This window comes from Microbulbifer sp. Q7 (genome assembly GCF_001639145.1).
GTDB lineage: Bacteria > Pseudomonadota > Gammaproteobacteria > Pseudomonadales > Cellvibrionaceae > Microbulbifer.
The window spans coordinates 100,082-114,325 of the sequence record NZ_LROY01000002.1; the positions used below are offsets into that span (position 1 = coordinate 100,082).

Below are 14,244 nucleotides of genomic sequence, written 5' to 3' on the forward strand. Positions count from 1 at the left end.
CCTCGGGTTTATCTCTTATTACGTTTCCACGCCTTCCACACGCTACCGGTCTGCACACTCAACGCCAGCGATCGACCCAGGCATCGAGCACCTTGCGGCTGTAGGTATGACGGCCGTAGCTGCCGTTGTAGTAGGCCAGGGCGTTGGGCATATTGCCTTTCGCTTTCTTGATGTAGTGCTTGAGGATGGTGCACCCGTAGCGGAGATTGGTGTCCATGTCGATCAGGTTGTCTTCCGGGCGACCGATTTCATTCTTCCAGAAGGGCATCACCTGCATCATGCCCTGGGCACCCACGCGGGACACCGCGTAGGGGTTAAATGCGCTTTCGATCTGTATCACGGCCAGCACGATTTCCGGTTGCAGCCCCGCGCGTGTGGCCTCCCGGTGTATGGCCTTGAGTACCCGCATGCGCTCTTCCGGTTCCTTGATGTAGCGGGCCAGGGGTTGGGACTTTGACATCAGCCACACTTCGGCATCGAAGCGGTCGACGAAGGAGTCGGCTTCGGTCACGGCACCTTTGAGCGCGGCCAGTAGCTGGGGGTCCACCTGCTTGACCTGGGCGTAGCCCGCGGTGCTGAGCAGGCACAGCAGCAATGTGGAGAGAACTTTTCTTATCATGGGGTGAGATTTTACGGGAATGGGCTGGGGAAGGGCAGGGGCTTCGCATCAAGTCTTAGGGCTCTAGCGAGTCCGCCGTAGCTCTCGGTGAGATGCGAAGGACGAGCGCTGGGGGAAGGGTTTCAGGATCGTCGCAAACAGGATGTTTGCGCCGAAGCGCCCAGGGATGGGTTCACAGTGGTCCTGAAACCCTTCCCCCAGTGCTTGGCCGCCACCGGACTTGCTTACGAAGTCCCAAAGAACCTCGAAGCCGGCAGCTTAGTGGGCAATCTTCTCCAGCAGGATATCCAGAATCTGATCCGCAGAAAACTCTTGGTTCTCAGAATCGCGACGGCCTTTGTACTCAATATTGCCTTTCTCCAGTCCGCGGTCGCCGACGACGATGCGGTGGGGGATGCCCATCAGCTCGGTATCCGCCAGCATGCCGCCGAGACGGGCTTTCGGCTCGTCCATCAGCAGTACATCAATGCCTTTCGCCGAGAGCGCTTCATAGATGTGCTCACACTTCTGCTGCACCGCCTCGCTCTTATGCATGTTGATCGGCACAATCGCCAGCTGGAACGGCGCGATGGCTTCCGGCCAGATGATGCCCGCATCGTCGTGGTTCTGCTCGATGGCTGCGGCCACCACGCGGGAAACGCCGATGCCGTAACAGCCCATGGCCATCACCTGCTCCTTGCCGTTCTCGTCCAGTACCGTGGCATTCATCGCTTCACTGTACTTGGTGCCCAGCTGGAAAATATGGCCAACCTCGATGCCGCGCTTGATCTCCAAAGTGCCTTTGCCATCCGGGCTGGCATCGCCCGGTACCACGTTGCGCAGGTCTTCGACCCGGCCCAGCGCTACATCGCGCTCCCAGTTCACACCGGTCAGGTGGTAGTCGTCTTTGTTGGCGCCACACACGAAGTCCGCCAGGTGGGCGGCGGCACGGTCGACCACCACATCAATGTTCATGCCCACCGGGCCCAGGGAGCCGATACCACAGCCCAGCTCCGAGGCAATGCGCGCTTCCGGGGCAAACTGCAGCGGGCTGGCAATACCGGGCAGTTTCTCTGCCTTCAGTTCATTCAGGTCGTGGTCACCGCGCAGCACCAGCGCCACCAGTGGCGCCTCGTCGCCTTCTTCCGCGGTTTCACCCAACACAATCAGGGTTTTGACCGAGGTATTGGCGGCGATACCGAATGCTTCCTCGAGCGCCGCAATGGTTTTGTGCCCCGGGGTGTGCAGCTCCTGCATGTCTTTGCTTGGCGCCGGGCGCTCGCCTGCGGGGGCCACGGCTTCGGCCAGTTCCACGTTAGCGGCGTAGCGGCTTTCAGAGGAAAACGCGATATCGTCCTCACCGCTCTGGGCCAGCACATGAAACTCGTGTGAGTGGGAGCCGCCGATGGAACCGGTATCCGCCAGCACCGGGCGGTAGTCGAGGCCGATGCGGTCAAAGATACGGCAGTAGGCATCGTGCATGACGTCGTAGGTTTCCTGCAGGGAGTCCGCGTTTACATGGAAGGAGTAGGCGTCCTTCATGGTGAACTCGCGGGCGCGCATAACGCCGAAGCGGGGGCGGATCTCGTCGCGGAACTTGGTCTGGATCTGGTAGAAATTGGCCGGCAGCTGCTTGTAGCTGTTGACTTCGTTGCGAATCAGGTCGGTGATTACTTCTTCGTGGGTGGGACCCAAGCAGAAGGGGTTGTTGTGGCGGTCCTGGATACGCAGCAGCTCCGGGCCGTATTGCTGCCAGCGGCCGGATTCTTCCCACAGCTCGGCCGGCTGTACCACCGGCATCAGTACTTCCAGTGCACCGGCGTTGTTCATTTCCTCGCGCACAATGTTCTCGACCTTGCGCAGTACCCGCAGACCCGTGGGCAGCCACGTATAGAGTCCGGAGGACAGGCGGCGGATCATGCCGGCGCGCAGCATCAGCTGGTGGCTGATGACCACTGCGTCATTGGGGGTTTCTTTCTGGGTGGCGATCAGATAGCGGGATGCGCGCATAGTGCTTTCTTTTTCTGTCGGTGGAATTTAGGGGAAAGTTAGAGGGCGGCCATTTTACGCCGGTGGGGGCGGGTTTTGGTAGGGGCCACCGAACTCGATGCGAAGGTGCAGGTGCCGCCAAGGAGCGCAATTCGCACAAAGCTCGTGTTCCAAAAACAGAAAACCCCGCAAAAGCGGGGTTTTCGGGGCTGAACGCAGCGGGGATCAGGACTCGGCCATTTCCTTGAGCTTCTTCAGCGGGCGAATTTTTACCTGGATGCTCGCAGGCTTGGCCTTGAACACGGTCTCTTCACCGGTGAACGGGTTGATACCCTTGCGCGCCTTTTTGGCCGGCTTTTTCACGGTGGTGATCTTCATCAGGCCGGGCAGGGCGAACTCGCCTACTGCGCGCTTCTTCACGTGGCCTTCGATCACGTCGGTCAGTTCGTCGAGTACCGACTGCACCTGCTTGCGGGACAGCTCGGTTTTCTCGGCGATCTGATTCAGAATCTGGGTTTTGGTGTACTTCTCTTTGATCGCAGTCACTTTCTTGGCCGGAGCGGCCTTGGCTGCGGCTTTCTTGGCTGGAGCCTTTTTGGCTGCAGTCTTCTTGGCGGGGGCTTTCTTAGCTGCGGCTTTCTTCTTTGCGGCCATCGTTAGCTTCCTTCTTTATATACGTGTTTTTCCAGTGAAAGTGTGTGTACAACAAGGCTTACCGGGCTGTGGGGCCTAGGCTTACCCAAGTACTGAGCTGAAGTATATCCAGTTTTTGTCCGCGCGCACGGGGTAAAAACAGAAAAAAAGTGCTTTTTTACAGGGTTTTGCTCGAAAAATGGCCCTCAAATCCCGCCGCACGCACAGCGTCTGGGTGGCGGGTGCCCTCAAATTAAAGGCTTCTTCTTCCCTCGCAGGTGCTCATGTATAATCTGCGCCCCTTTATATTCAGTGAGATCCGGGTAATCACGATGCCTATCTATGAATACCAGTGCAAGGCCTGTGGCCACCATCTGGAAGCCCTGCAGCGTATGAGCGATGCTCCGCTGAAAGACTGCCCCGCCTGCAACAAGGCGGAGCTGAGCAAACAGATCAGTGCGGCCGGCTTTCGCCTGAAGGGCGGCGGCTGGTACGAAACCGACTTCAAAACCGGCAGCAAGAAGAACCTTGCCGGTGATGCCGCCAAATCCAGCAGCGGAAGTGGCACCGAATCCAAAGCCAGCTGACACATCTGGGCCAAGCTAAGACAGGCGGCATCCAGAACAACCAGCAGAATCGAAACATTACTAAGGGAATAAGACTCCATGCGCACCGACTACTGTGGCGCCCTGCGATCCGCCGATATTGACCGCGAAGTAACCCTGTGTGGCTGGGTAGACCGCCGCCGCGATCACGGTGGAGTCATCTTCATCGACCTGCGCGACCGCGATGGCATCGCCCAGGTGGTATTCGATCCGGATGCCGCAGAGCATTTTGAGCTTGCCGACCGAGTGCGCAGCGAGTATGTCCTCAAAGTAACCGGCCGCGTGCGCGCCCGTGCACCGGAGGCGGTGAACCCCAACATGGTCACCGGCGAAATCGAGGTGTACGGCCTGCAGCTGGAAATCCTCAACAGTGCGGAAACCCCGCCCTTCCAGCTGGACGAGCACACCGCGGTGGGCGAAGACGTGCGCCTCAAGTACCGCTACCTGGACCTGCGTCGCAATGAGATGCAGCACAACCTGCGCTTCCGCTCGCAGCTCACCACCGCTATCCGCAACTACCTCGATGGTGAAGGTTTCCTCGACATCGAGACCCCGATCCTTACCCGGGCCACCCCGGAAGGCGCGCGCGATTACCTGGTGCCGAGCCGCACCCACGGTGGCAAGTTCTTTGCCCTGCCGCAGTCGCCCCAGCTGTTCAAGCAGCTGCTGATGGTGTCTGGCTTTGATCGCTACTACCAGATCGCCAAGTGTTTCCGCGACGAAGACCTGCGTGCCGACCGCCAGCCGGAATTTACCCAGATCGATATCGAGACCGCATTCCTCGATGAAAACGCCATCATGTCCATCACCGAGAACATGATTCGCAAGCTGTTCAAAGAGCTGAAAGGGGTGGAGCTGGGTGAATTCCCGCGTATGCCATTCTCCGAAGCCATGGCCAAGTTTGGCTCCGACAAGCCGGACCTGCGTATTCCTCTGGAGCTGGTGGACATCAAGGATCTGATGACGGAAGTGGACTTCAAGGTCTTCTCCGGCCCGGCCAACGACCCGAAAGGCCGCGTCACCGCCCTCAAAGTGCCCGGCGGCAACGACAAGCTGACCCGCAAGCAGATCGACGATTACACCAAGTATGTGTCTATCTACGGCGCCAAGGGGTTGGCCTATATCAAGGTGAACGACAAGGCGGACCTTGAAGGTGGACTGCAGTCGCCAATCGTCAAATTCCTGCCGAACGAGGTGCGCGGGGCGATTCTCGATCGCCTGCAGGCGGAGAACGGCGACCTGATCTTCTTCGGCGCTGATAAAGGCAAGGTTGTGTCCGAAGCGCTGGGCGCGCTGCGCTGCAAGCTGGGTGAAGACCTCAACCTGTATGTGGCAGAGTGGGCGCCGCTGTGGGTGGTGGACTTCCCGATGTTCGAAGAGAACGACGACGGCAGCATCACCGCACTGCACCATCCGTTTACCGCCCCCTCCTGCGCGGCGGAAGAGCTGGAGAAAAACCCACTGGAAGCCCTGTCCCGTGCCTACGACATGGTGCTAAACGGCACCGAGCTGGGTGGCGGCTCCATCCGTATTCACAACCAGGATATGCAGCAGACCGTATTCCGTGCGCTGGGCATCAGCGCGGAGGAGCAGCGTGAGAAATTTGGCTTCCTGCTGGATGCGCTGAAATACGGTGCGCCACCCCACGGTGGTCTGGCCTTCGGTCTCGACCGCCTGGTGATGCTGATGACTGGCAGCGATTCCATTCGCGACGTCATCGCCTTCCCGAAAACCCAGAGCGCGGCCTGTGTAATGACCGACGCACCGGGCGCCGTGGACGCCAAGCAGTTGCGTGAACTGAGCATCCGCCTGCGTCAGAAAGAAGAGCAAGTGGGCTAAAGTTTCTGAACGTACACCCCCGGTGTGCGCCGGGGGCGCGAAGCAAAGTAAGCCACCTTTAAGCCACCTTATTGGAGAAAGACCGGAGATTCATCGATGGCGGGACACAGTAAATGGGCCAACATCAAGCACCGCAAGGCGGCTCAGGACGCCAAGCGGGGTAAGATTTTTACCAAGATCATTCGCGAGCTGACCGTGGCCGCGAAGTCTGGCCCCAACCCGGAAGACAATCCGACCCTGCGCGCCACGATCGACAAGGCCCTGGGCGCGAACATGAAGCGCGACACCATCGACAAGGCCATCGCCCGCGGCGCTGGCAATGCGGATGGTGATAACTACGAAGCGGTGACCTACGAGGGTTACGGTGTGGGTGGCGTGGCGGTACTGGTGGAGTGCCTGACCGACAACCGCAACCGTACCGTGGCCGAGGTGCGCCACGCGTTCACCAAGCGCGGTGGCAATCTGGGCACCGATGGGTCCGTTGCTTATCTGTTTGCGCGCAAGGGTCAGATGTACTTTGAGCCGGGTACCGATGAAGACGTGCTGATGGAAGCCGCTCTGGAAGCCGGCGCCGAGGACATCGAAACCAACGACGATGGCAGCATCGAAGTCACCACCGAGTTTACCGACTACATGCCGGTGAAAGACGCGCTTACCGAAGCCGGTTTCAAGCCGGACAATGCGGAAATCGCCATGATTCCGGCCACCACCATCCCGCTGGACAAAGACGGCGCGGAGAAGGTAATGGCACTGGTGGATATGCTGGAAGACCTGGATGATGTGCAGAATGTGTACACCAATGCTGACATTCCGGAAGAGGTGATGGCGGAGCTCGCGTAGATTCGCCAGATGCCACCACCCAATGCCCCGAATTTCGGGGCATTTTTGTATCTGCCGCCGATATACCCGGCGGTCAGCCTTGACGCCCCGGCGTCGCCTTGGGACACTTCCGCAAACAATTGTATAAATGTACAGGGGGTGGCCCGCCGTGACCCGAATTCTGGGAATCGATCCCGGCTCGCGCAAAACCGGTTACGGCCTCATCGACGTCGAGCGCTCCAGCGCCCGCTATGTGGCGAGTGGGGTGATCAAGCTCCCCGATGGCCCACTCCCGGAGCGCCTGAAGCTCATATTTGATGCCGTAAGCCAGATTGCCCAGCAGTATCAGCCGCAGCAGATGGCGATCGAGAATGTGTTTATGTCCAAGAGTGCCGGTTCGGCGCTTAAGCTGGGGCAGGCGAGGGGGGCGGCGATCGTTGCTGCCACCCATGCGGATCTGGCTGTCTCGGAGTACGAAGCACGCAAAGTGAAACAGGCAGTGGTGGGAAACGGTGGTGCGGACAAGCTGCAGGTGCAGCATATGGTCAAAACCCTGCTCAAGCTGCCGGCCTCACCGCAGGAAGATGCCGCGGATGCCCTCGCGGTGGCGCTGTGTCATATGCATACGATGCAGACTTTGATTCAGACCTCGGCTGGATCTCGTACCCGGTTCCGGCGCGGACGCTTGAGCATCGGTTAATGGAAGTGGCTATTTCCACGGAAAATAACAACTTGGAACACCTATGATCGGAAGACTCACCGGCAAACTGGCCGCCGTACAGCCCCCGCAATTACTGGTAGACGTACAGGGTGTGGGCTACGAAGTGCTGGCCCCCATGACCACCATCTTTGAATTGCCGCAATTGGGCGGTAGCGTGCAGCTGCATACCCATCTGGCGGTATCGGAAACCTCCCAGCAGTTGTTTGGATTTATTCGTGAATCCGACCGGCAGCTGTTCCGTACCCTGATCAAGGTCAACGGTGTCGGTCCGAAAATGGCTCTGGCCATCCTGTCCGGCCTCGACGGCGCCGCACTGGCGCGCTGTGTGGCAGACGACAATGTTGGCGCGCTGGTGAAAGTACCCGGTGTGGGCAAGAAGACCGCCGAACGACTGATCATCGAGCTGCGTGGCAAGCTGACCCCGCAGAGCGGTGACCTGGGTGACATCCCGCTGATGGCTGCCAGCGCCGAGCCACAGGTCGACCATGCCGGTGAAGCGGAGAGCGCGCTGGCCGCGCTGGGTTACAAGCCCACCGACGCCAGCAAGATGGTCGCCCGCGCCGCCAAGGAGCAGCCCGAAGCCGATAGCGCGACCCTGATCCGCCTCGCCCTGAAAAGCATGGCCCCTGCATAACGTATTGAGATGACCCTGTGATTGAAGCCGACCGCCTGATCGCCCCCGAACCCATCGGCCCTTCCGGGCAAGAGGAACAGTACGACCGCGCCGTGCGCCCGAAAACCCTGGCCGATTATGTGGGCCAGCCGGTGGTGCGCGAGCAGATGGAAATTTTTATCCAGGCCGCCAAGCTGCGGAAGGAAGCGCTGGACCACACGCTAGTATTTGGTCCGCCCGGGCTCGGTAAAACGACCCTGGCCAACATCATTGCGGCAGAGATGGGCGTGGCGATCAAGACCACGTCCGGGCCGGTGCTGGAAAAGGCCGGCGACCTCGCCGCCATTATGACCAACCTCGAGCCTGGCGATGTGTTGTTCATCGATGAGATTCACCGCCTCAGTCCCCATGTGGAAGAAGTGCTGTATCCGGCGATGGAAGACTACCAGCTGGATATCATGATCGGTGAGGGGCCTGCGGCGCGCTCCATCAAGCTGGATTTGCCGCCGTTTACCCTCGTAGGAGCCACCACCAGGGCGGGACTGCTCACATCACCGCTGCGGGATCGCTTCGGTATCGTGCAGCGTCTGGAGTTCTACTCGGTAGAAGATCTCACCAGCATCGTCGCCCGCTCTGCCGGGTTGATGGGGGTGGCCATGGACCAGGGCGGGGCCCACGAGGTGGCGCGCCGCGCCCGCGGCACCCCGCGTATTGCCAACCGCCTGCTGCGTCGTGTGCGGGATTACGCGGAAGTGAAGGGCAACGGCCACGTGTGCACCGAGACCGCTGACCGGGCACTGAACATGCTCAATGTGGATGCCAGTGGCTTCGATCAGCTCGACCGGCGCGTATTGCTGACCATGATCGAGAAATTCGATGGCGGTCCGGTGGGCGTGGACAGCCTGGCGGCGGCGGTTAGTGAAGAGCGGGATACCATTGAAGATGTGCTGGAGCCCTATCTGATCCAGCAGGGGTACCTGGCGCGCACTCCCCGTGGGCGTGTGGTGACGGCGCTGGCCTATGCGCACTTCGGTATTCCCGCCCCGGACCGTACCTGACGAACCGGTCGCGATCCTGTAGCATGTCCTGTTGTCGCCGCTGAGTGCCCTTGAAATCGCACCGGCGGCCCCCAAACCGCTATCAACAACAAAAACGCGTCTGCGGTCGGTCAATTAAGGACGGTGTGTGTCAGAACCTTTCTCTATTCCCATTCGCGTCTATATCGAGGATACGGACGCTGGCGGAATCGTGTATTACGTCAATTATTTAAAGTATATGGAGCGCGCGCGCACAGAATTGGTTCGCGCCCTCGGCTATGATAAGCCCGCCATGCCGCAGCAGGGGTTGCTGCTGGTGGTGCATTCCGCTGAGGTCCAGTACCGCCGGTCTGCAATACTGGACGATGCGCTGCGAGCCTCGGCCCGTATTGGCAAGCTCGGGCGTGCCGCGATTACCTTCGAACAGAAAATCTGGCGCGGCGATGAAATTATTTGCGAGGGCGTGGTCAAAGTGGCTTGTGTGGACGATGCCAGCCGCAAACCCTGCGCACTACCTGAAACCATCTATCAAGCATTGAAGGCAGCGAGTTAAAACATGAATGCCGGTGAACAACTTTCTCTTTGGGGCCTGATTTCCAGCGCCAGCCTGCTGGTGCAACTGGTGATGCTGATGCTGTTGCTGGCCTCGGTCATCTCCTGGGTGATGATCATCCAGCGTGGCAGCTATCTGTCGCGGGCGCGCAAGTCCATGATCAACTTCGAGCGCAAATTCTGGTCGGGTGCAGACCTGAACCAGCTGTTTCGCGATGGCAATGCCGCCGCGGAGAAGGGCGGCATCGACGGGGTGGAGTCCCTGTTCCGCGCCGGTTTCACCGAATTCACACGTCTGCGCCAGCAGGGTAAAAGCAGCCCTGCGGCCGTGATGGAGGGTACCGAGCGGGCGATGCGGGTCGCCATGTCACGCGAGCAGGAAAAGGTGGAGATGAACCTGCCGTTCCTCGCCACAGTGGGTTCCGTCAGTCCTTATATCGGCCTGTTTGGCACCGTGTGGGGCATCATGAACTCCTTTCGTGGTCTCGCCACCATGCATCAGGCCACCATTGCCACTGTCGCGCCGGGTATCTCCGAGGCACTGGTGGCAACCGCCATGGGCCTGTTTGCCGCCATCCCTGCGGTCATGGCGTACAACCGTTATTCCGCCAGGGCGGAGTGGCTGCTGTCCAGCTATGAGACCTTCGCCGAGGAGTTTTCCTCCATCCTTCATCGCAAAGTGCACGCTAGCTGAGGCGCGAGGACAGCGAAACCATGAGCAATTTTCGCAAGGCTCCGAAGCGCAAGCTGGTCTCCGAGATCAATGTGGTGCCGTACATCGACGTCATGCTGGTGCTGCTGATCGTCTTTATGGTGACCGCGCCCCTGCTGATGCAGGGTGTGAAGGTGGACCTGCCGGATGCCCCCTCCGCACCGATTGAAGACACCGATGACGAGCCATTGATCGTGTCGGTGAAGGCGGATGGGACCTATTACCTGAATCTCGGTGAAGATGAAAAAGTCGCCAAGCCGTTGAAGGAGATCAAGGACACCGTGGCCAAGGTGCTGCGCCAGAAGCCGAAAACGCCGGTTCTGGTGTGGGGCGATACGGACGCCAAGTACGGCTTGATCGTGGGTGCCATGACCCATCTCCAGCAGGCCGGGGCGCCAAGCGTCGGACTGGTTACCGAACCGCCGTCAGAGTGATCCGGGGCAAGAGGCAAGTATGAAAGGCTCCTACGGCCCGGCTATCGTTATCAGTGTGGCTTTGCATGCGCTTTTGATCGCAGTGCTTACGTTTGGCTGGGAGGCGGAGCACAAGCGTGAGCTCAAGCCCATGCCAAAGTTCGTACAGGCCAAGCTGGTGCAGCTGGAATCCAAATCGGACAAGCCCAAAGCGCCTCCCAAGGTAGATCTGCGGGAGAAGCGTCGTCAGCAGGAGCTGGAGCGCCAGCGCAGAGACGAGGCTGAGAAGAAGCGCAAGGCCGCGGCTGAGCGCAAAAAGAAGCTCGAGGCAGAGAAAAAACGCAAGGCCGAAGCCGCCCGCAAGAAGCGCGAGGCGGAGGAGAAGGCCCGCAAGGAAAAAGAACGCAAGGAACGGCTGGAGCAGGAGCGCAAGAGTGCGTTTGAGGACGCGCTGGAAGATGAGGAGTTTCTGCAGGAAGCCAGTGATGATTCCGCGGCGGTGATGTCGGTCGCCCAGGCCATTCAGCAGCGCATCGAGGCGGTCTGGAGCCGGCCGCCCAGCGCCCGCAATGGCATGGTGGTAGAAGTGCAGATCAATTTCGTACCCACCGGTAGGGTGATTGCCTCAACCATTACCAAAGGCAGTGGCAATGCGGCCGTGGACAGATCGGTGCTCACCGCGGTCAAGAAGGTTGAGGTATTCCCCGAGGTGGCTGAGGTCGCCCGTGAGGAACCATCGCTGTTTGAGCGCCAGATACGAACCACCAAACTGATATTCAGAGTCGAAGGCCTGCGCCAATGATGAAAAAAACAGTCTCACTTCTTCTCACCACGTTACTCGGCTGTGTGCTGGCGGTTTCCGCCCACGCCCAGCTGGTGGTTGAAATTGTCGACGGTAACGATAATCCCACCCCGGTCGCGGTCGTGCCGTTTGACTGGTCCGGCAGCGGCGTCCTGGCCGAGGATGTATCGGCGATCATTGCCGCCGACCTGCGCCGCAGCGGGCTGATCGCGCCGGTGCCGCGGGAGGATATGTTGTCTTTCCCCAAGACCCCAGAGCAGGTGAGCTTTCGCGACTGGCGCATGCTGGGCACCGAGTATGTGGTCACCGGCCGTATGCAGCCCCAGGCCAATGGCTACCTGTTGAGCTTTGACCTGGTCAATATCTTCGGGCAGCGCAAGGTGTTTACCAAACAGGTCACCGGCGGCGCACAGCAGCTGCGGGATATTGCCCACCGGGCAGCGGATGAGGTGTTCGAGGCGATTACCGGTATTCGCGGGGCCTTTGGCACCCAGATGGTCTACGTGCAGGAGACCCAGCGCGGCGGGCAACCCAGCTATGCGCTGATGCTGTCGGACATCGACGGCGCGCGCGCACGTCAGATCCGTCGCTTTAGTGCACCGGTGATGTCACCGAGCTGGTCACCCAATGGTCAGGAAGTGGCTTACGTGTCTTTCGAGACAGGTCGTCCGGCGATTTTCCGCGAAAACCTGCGTACCGGCGCGCGTCAGCAGCTCACCAACTTCAAGGGGCTAAACAGCTCGCCCACCTGGTCGCCGGATGGCTCCAAGTTGGCGATGGTGCTCTCTAAAGACGGCAATCCCGAGATTTACGTGTTGGATCTGGCCAGTGGTCGCTTTACCCGATTGACCCGCCACTTCTCCATCGACACCGAACCAAACTGGATGCCCGATGGAAAATCGCTGGTTTTTACCTCGGATAGGGGAGGTAAACCACAAATTTATCAATTGACTCTTGCCACGGGTCAAGTAGACCGCTTAACCTTCGACGGCGACTACAACGCGCGTCCGCGGGTATCCCCCGATGGCAAAACACTGGTTATGGTGCATCGTAGCAGGGGGGTTTTTACGATCGCTACGATGGACATCGTATCCGGACAAATGCGTGTCCTTACGGAGACGCGCCTGGACGAATCCCCGAGTATTGCGCCCAATGGCGCGATGCTGATGTACGCCACCAAGCGGGGGAGCAAGGGTATTCTAGCTGCGGTGTCGCTGGATGCCGGGGTTAAGTACAGCCTGCCTTCTCAGCAGGGAAATGTCCGCGAGCCGGCGTGGTCGCCTTACTTTGATTGATGCAGTACCTGTCGTATATATTATCTTTTTGCGGCAAGTGTGAGATCAAACAAATAAGAAGAAGCGAAACCCTGATTTAATACCGGGTTTTACCCCTTACAGGATTTCTCGATAACACTAAAGCGGAGTTGTTTATGTTCAAATCAGTTAAAACCGGCTTGGGTCTGGCTTGCGTACTGGCAGTAATGGCCGGTTGTTCCAGCACCGACACCGACGACAGCGCCAACCAGATGGTTGAGCAAACCCCTCCTCCGGTAGTGGAAGATACCACTGCTACCGAAACTGTAGTGCCGCTGGACAACGTCGTTTACTTCGACTTCGACCAGAGCCTGCTGAAGCCTTCTACGCGTGAGCTGCTGATCAAGCACGCTGACCGTATGCGCGGCGCCACTGCTGGCACCGTACGTCTGGAAGGCCACGCCGACGAGCTGGGCACCCGCGAATACAACCTGGCCCTGGGTGAGCGTCGTGCTAACGCCGTACGCGACTTCCTGGTGCTTCAGGGCGTAAACGCCGCTAACCTGGAAGTGATCAGCTACGGCGAAGAGCGTCCGGCTGTTGAAGGTTCCAGCGAAAGCGCCCGCGCCATGAACCGTCGCGTGGTAATCAACTAATCTGGAAGCATGCAATTGTCTTTTCTGATTAGAAGAATCGCGGTAGCCGCAGCCTTTATGGCTGCGGTTCCGTGCGTATATTCGCAGGCCCCGATTGTCGACCTGTCCAGTGACAGCGGCCGCAATCGTGGCGTTGCAACACCTCCTCCCCCCAGTTATCCGCAGCTGGCTAGCCGGACCGATACCTCGGCCGGTAACCTGCAGGCAAATCCTCAGGCTGACGCCTACTACCAGATGCAGGTTCTGCAGCAGGAAGTCCAGGAATTGCGCGGCGCGGTGGAGGAACTTCGGCACGAGGTCAAGCGGCTGCGTCAACAGCGCACCGAAGACTACATGGACCTCGACCGCCGTCTATCCAAGTTGACCGGCGATGCTCCCGCAACCGATGCCCCGGCTTCCGGTGGTGCTGGCGCGGCCAGTCCCGCTGCCCAGGCCCAGGCCCCGGCGAGTGGTGGCGCTGCCGCCGCCAGCGAAAATGAGCGCGATCGTTACCAATCCAGCTTTGGTTTGGCCCGAAACGGCGATTACGACGGTGCCAGCAAGGCCTTCAAGAGCCTGCTCGACGACTACCCCAATGGCCAGTACGCACCCAATGCCAACTATTGGCTAGGTGAGATCGCACTGGTGCAGGGGAACATTGAAGAGGCCCGCACCTGGTTTGTGGCGCTGCTGGACGGTTACCCCAATTCCAGCAAGGTGTGGGACGGTCGTTACAAGCTGGGTACCGTGTACTACCAGTTGGGCGACAAGGCCAAGGCTAAAGAACTGTTGGAGCAGGTGGCGGCCAGCGATGCCCGCGCCTCGGGGCTGGCGAAACAGTACTTGAAGGAAAACTTCCAGTAAGCCGGCCGCAGCACCGGTGAGGTGCTGGTTTTGTGATCAAAAAAACTCTATGATCCCGCGCCCGGGTGGCATTGGCCTCCCGGGCGTTTTTATATGTGGTGTCCGGCTTTTGGCGCCGGGGTGACCTCGAGACTGTTGCAACGAACATATGGGCGAGAT

Annotated in this window: 16 protein-coding genes; 13 read left to right on the forward strand and 3 right to left on the reverse strand. The window is 59.5% G+C overall.

What is annotated here, in order from left to right:
• Positions 1-58: 58 nt before the first annotated feature.
• The 3 genes from AU182_RS06135 to AU182_RS06145 form a co-directional block, all read right to left on the reverse strand.
• Complete coding sequence (locus tag AU182_RS06135; protein WP_066962473.1) at positions 59-619, reverse strand: lytic transglycosylase domain-containing protein; 561 nt, start codon at positions 617-619, stop codon at positions 59-61.
• Between the two features lie 258 nt (positions 620-877).
• A complete protein-coding gene (locus tag AU182_RS06140; RefSeq protein WP_066962477.1) occupies positions 878-2,608 on the reverse strand; it encodes a proline--tRNA ligase in 1,731 nt (576 codons plus the stop codon).
• 204 nt (positions 2,609-2,812) lie between these two features.
• Positions 2,813-3,241, reverse strand: a complete 429-nt coding sequence (locus AU182_RS06145; protein ID WP_066962480.1) for an HU family DNA-binding protein — start codon at positions 3,239-3,241, stop codon at positions 2,813-2,815.
• A 311-nt stretch (positions 3,242-3,552) separates the two neighbouring features.
• Between AU182_RS06145 and AU182_RS06150 the strand changes: the two genes are divergently transcribed.
• The 13 genes from AU182_RS06150 to ybgF all read left to right on the forward strand — a co-directional run bounded on the left by AU182_RS06150 (position 3,553) and on the right by ybgF (position 14,085).
• The gene (locus AU182_RS06150; protein ID WP_066967590.1) at positions 3,553-3,807 is read left to right on the forward strand and encodes an FmdB family zinc ribbon protein; all 255 of its coding nucleotides are present in this window, start codon (positions 3,553-3,555) and stop codon (positions 3,805-3,807) included.
• Between the two features lie 78 nt (positions 3,808-3,885).
• The gene (aspS, locus tag AU182_RS06155; protein WP_066962483.1) at positions 3,886-5,664 is read left to right on the forward strand and encodes an aspartate--tRNA ligase; all 1,779 of its coding nucleotides are present in this window, start codon (positions 3,886-3,888) and stop codon (positions 5,662-5,664) included.
• Between the two features lie 96 nt (positions 5,665-5,760).
• On the forward strand, positions 5,761-6,504 hold the full coding sequence (locus AU182_RS06160; RefSeq protein WP_066962487.1) for a YebC/PmpR family DNA-binding transcriptional regulator: 744 nt from the start codon (positions 5,761-5,763) through the stop codon (positions 6,502-6,504).
• Between the two features lie 148 nt (positions 6,505-6,652).
• Positions 6,653-7,183, forward strand: a complete 531-nt coding sequence (gene ruvC, locus AU182_RS06165; RefSeq protein ID WP_153039145.1) for a crossover junction endodeoxyribonuclease RuvC — start codon at positions 6,653-6,655, stop codon at positions 7,181-7,183.
• A 43-nt stretch (positions 7,184-7,226) separates the two neighbouring features.
• Positions 7,227-7,838, forward strand: a complete 612-nt coding sequence (gene ruvA, locus AU182_RS06170; protein ID WP_066962493.1) for a Holliday junction branch migration protein RuvA — start codon at positions 7,227-7,229, stop codon at positions 7,836-7,838.
• A gap of 17 nt (positions 7,839-7,855) precedes the next feature.
• Entirely contained in the window at positions 7,856-8,875 is a 1,020-nt protein-coding gene (ruvB, locus tag AU182_RS06175) for a Holliday junction branch migration DNA helicase RuvB (protein ID WP_066962496.1), read from the forward strand.
• Positions 8,876-9,002: 127 nt separating this feature from the next.
• The gene (ybgC, locus tag AU182_RS06180; RefSeq protein WP_066962499.1) at positions 9,003-9,407 is read left to right on the forward strand and encodes a tol-pal system-associated acyl-CoA thioesterase; all 405 of its coding nucleotides are present in this window, start codon (positions 9,003-9,005) and stop codon (positions 9,405-9,407) included.
• A gap of 3 nt (positions 9,408-9,410) precedes the next feature.
• Positions 9,411-10,100, forward strand: coding sequence for a protein TolQ (gene tolQ, locus AU182_RS06185; RefSeq protein WP_066962502.1), 690 nt, complete (start codon positions 9,411-9,413; stop codon positions 10,098-10,100).
• A gap of 20 nt (positions 10,101-10,120) precedes the next feature.
• The gene (tolR, locus tag AU182_RS06190; protein WP_066962504.1) at positions 10,121-10,552 is read left to right on the forward strand and encodes a protein TolR; all 432 of its coding nucleotides are present in this window, start codon (positions 10,121-10,123) and stop codon (positions 10,550-10,552) included.
• Positions 10,553-10,571: 19 nt separating this feature from the next.
• Positions 10,572-11,333: a cell envelope integrity protein TolA gene (gene tolA / locus AU182_RS06195; RefSeq protein WP_066962507.1), complete on the forward strand. Its 762-nt coding sequence runs from the start codon at positions 10,572-10,574 to the stop codon at positions 11,331-11,333.
• Positions 11,333-12,628, forward strand: coding sequence for a Tol-Pal system beta propeller repeat protein TolB (gene tolB / locus AU182_RS06200; protein WP_227718304.1), 1,296 nt, complete (start codon positions 11,333-11,335; stop codon positions 12,626-12,628). Before tolA ends, tolB begins: the two co-directional genes overlap by 1 nt.
• Positions 12,629-12,762: 134 nt before the next feature.
• Positions 12,763-13,242 carry an OmpA family protein gene (locus AU182_RS06205; protein ID WP_066962512.1) on the forward strand — a complete coding sequence of 160 codons (480 nt, stop codon included), beginning with the start codon at positions 12,763-12,765 and terminating at the stop codon, positions 13,240-13,242.
• 15 nt (positions 13,243-13,257) lie between these two features.
• On the forward strand, positions 13,258-14,085 hold the full coding sequence (ybgF, locus tag AU182_RS06210) for a tol-pal system protein YbgF (protein ID WP_227718148.1): 828 nt from the start codon (positions 13,258-13,260) through the stop codon (positions 14,083-14,085).
• The last annotated feature ends 159 nt before the right edge of the window (positions 14,086-14,244 follow it).

Coding starts and splice junctions, on each gene's coding strand:
- ruvA (WP_066962493.1), top strand. CDS start 7,227: ATGATCGGAAGACTCACCGGCAAACTGGCCGCCGTACAGCCCCCGCAA.
- AU182_RS06205 (WP_066962512.1), top strand. CDS start 12,763: ATGTTCAAATCAGTTAAAACCGGCTTGGGTCTGGCTTGCGTACTGGCA.
- tolQ (WP_066962502.1), top strand. CDS start 9,411: ATGAATGCCGGTGAACAACTTTCTCTTTGGGGCCTGATTTCCAGCGCC.
- tolA (WP_066962507.1), top strand. CDS start 10,572: ATGAAAGGCTCCTACGGCCCGGCTATCGTTATCAGTGTGGCTTTGCAT.
- AU182_RS06160 (WP_066962487.1), top strand. CDS start 5,761: ATGGCGGGACACAGTAAATGGGCCAACATCAAGCACCGCAAGGCGGCT.
- AU182_RS06145 (WP_066962480.1), bottom strand. CDS start 3,241: ATGGCCGCAAAGAAGAAAGCCGCAGCTAAGAAAGCCCCCGCCAAGAAG.
- AU182_RS06140 (WP_066962477.1), bottom strand. CDS start 2,608: ATGCGCGCATCCCGCTATCTGATCGCCACCCAGAAAGAAACCCCCAAT.
- AU182_RS06135 (WP_066962473.1), bottom strand. CDS start 619: ATGATAAGAAAAGTTCTCTCCACATTGCTGCTGTGCCTGCTCAGCACC.
- aspS (WP_066962483.1), top strand. CDS start 3,886: ATGCGCACCGACTACTGTGGCGCCCTGCGATCCGCCGATATTGACCGC.
- tolR (WP_066962504.1), top strand. CDS start 10,121: ATGAGCAATTTTCGCAAGGCTCCGAAGCGCAAGCTGGTCTCCGAGATC.
- AU182_RS06150 (WP_066967590.1), top strand. CDS start 3,553: ATGCCTATCTATGAATACCAGTGCAAGGCCTGTGGCCACCATCTGGAA.
- tolB (WP_227718304.1), top strand. CDS start 11,333: ATGAAAAAAACAGTCTCACTTCTTCTCACCACGTTACTCGGCTGTGTG.